Consider the following 1,656-nt stretch of genomic DNA (forward strand, 5'->3'; position numbering starts at 1 on the left):
CGTACAATACCCCTTAGGGTTGACACTTTAAATAATAAAAGTGTCATCTCTAGGGGGTGTTTTGAATAGGAACATATTCAACGACGGAAAAATTAAGGTTACTCAGTAATTACCAAGATTCAGACTACTCACTCGGGGTATACGCGGATTATCACCAGGTGCGGACCTCTAGCCTTAACAGATGGATTAAACAATTTTTAACGGCTGGTTTGGCTGGATTGATTCGCCCTGAACACAATCACAGGTACACACTTCAAACCAAGCGATCAGCCGTTAAAGCTTACCTTTCAGGTACCCTGTCAGGCCAAGCAATTCTCAATAGATATCAAATTCGTAGTCTTTCCCAACTACATCAATGGATTGTCCGGTACAATAGTGGACAATTAAGTGTTGCTTACGCAACAAGAAAGCGAGCTAGGAAAGTGGGTCGAAAAGTTACTTTTGAGGAGAAACGGCAAATTACTCAATGGACAATTGATCACGAGTATAACTATCAAGCCGCGGCAGAAAAATTTAATGTCAGCTATCAACGGGTCTATTCATGGGTACAAAAGTACCAAAGAACTCACGATTGGGAATCCCTTCAGGATAACCGGGGTCGCCATAAAGGCAAAACACCAACCAATGAAGTGGAAAGATTACGACAAGAAGTAAGGCAGCTGAAAGCTAAAGCGAAGGAACGGGAGGTACAGATTGCCTTCGCAAAAAAATTGGTCGAAATACACAATCGGGAGGTGGAACGGCCGGACGATATCAAGCGATTCAGGAAATGAGCCAAAGTGGGTATAATGTATCTGATCTAGTTAAAGCAGCCGGGGTAAGTCGGCAGGCTTACTACAAGTGGCTTACCCATGAACCGACGGTTCATGATATTCAAGATCAAGAAATTCTAAAGCTCGTTAAACAGTTAGAAGCACAACATAAACACTGCGTTGGTTATGACAAGATGACCCGTTTGATAAAGCAGGAAAGATTATCATACACAGTTAACAAGAAGCGCGTCATGCGCATTATGAAGGAACACAGTATTAAAGCGGACTATCGTCAGCCTAAGAGAAAACGTGTGCAGGAGCAGGAAACTTATGAAGCACAGAATACCCTGAACCGCCAGTTTGAACAAGCTGCCGCAAATCAGGTGTGGGTGACGGACACGACGGAAATTGCCTACAACATTCGTAAGTACAAAGTCCGTCTACACGTTGTCCTGGATCTATACGGTCAATACCCACTTAGCTGGATTATTACGCCTACAGAAACGAGTACTGGGGCTATTAAAGTATTTCAAATGGCCAAGCAGAAAGCCGGAGGTCTGGCACCGCTAATCCACACTGATCGCGGAGCAGCATATACTTCCAAAGCATTCAACCACTACTTGGCTAGTAATAACAGCCAACATAGTTACTCAGCCCCAGGAACACCAGCTGATAATGCGGTGATGGAGCACTGGTGGGCTGATTTTAAATCTATCTGGTTAGCACACTCACCACAACCACAAACGTTTGAAGACTTAGAACAGCTGGTGACAGAAGGTATCGATTACTTTACGCATTCCTTTATTTCAGGCAAAAGAAATGACCTTACCGCAGCAGAATACCGCTTCGGCAAGGCCAACTAGTTTTTATTATTTAATGTGTCAACTTGACAGGGTACAGTACC

At 43.7% G+C, this 1,656-nt stretch carries 2 protein-coding genes; both read left to right on the forward strand.

What is annotated here, in order from left to right; translation table 11 throughout:
* Positions 1-158: 158 nt before the first annotated feature.
* Positions 159-773 (forward strand): helix-turn-helix domain-containing protein, encoded by a 615-nt coding sequence (locus FD47_RS14425; RefSeq protein ID WP_056980838.1) that lies wholly within the window; start codon positions 159-161, stop codon positions 771-773.
* Positions 770-1,615: an IS3 family transposase gene (locus FD47_RS14430; RefSeq protein WP_054736794.1), complete on the forward strand. Its 846-nt coding sequence runs from the start codon at positions 770-772 to the stop codon at positions 1,613-1,615. The genes FD47_RS14425 and FD47_RS14430 overlap by 4 nt, the downstream gene beginning before the upstream one ends.
* The last annotated feature ends 41 nt before the right edge of the window (positions 1,616-1,656 follow it).

Source organism: Lentilactobacillus parafarraginis DSM 18390 = JCM 14109 (assembly GCF_001435895.1).
Taxonomy (GTDB): Bacteria; Bacillota; Bacilli; order Lactobacillales; family Lactobacillaceae; genus Lentilactobacillus; species Lentilactobacillus parafarraginis.

Excerpts from the sequence above, each read along its gene's own strand:
- FD47_RS14430 (WP_054736794.1), top strand. The coding sequence starts at position 770 with ATGAGCCAAAGTGGGTATAATGTATCTGATCTAGTTAAAGCAGCCGGG.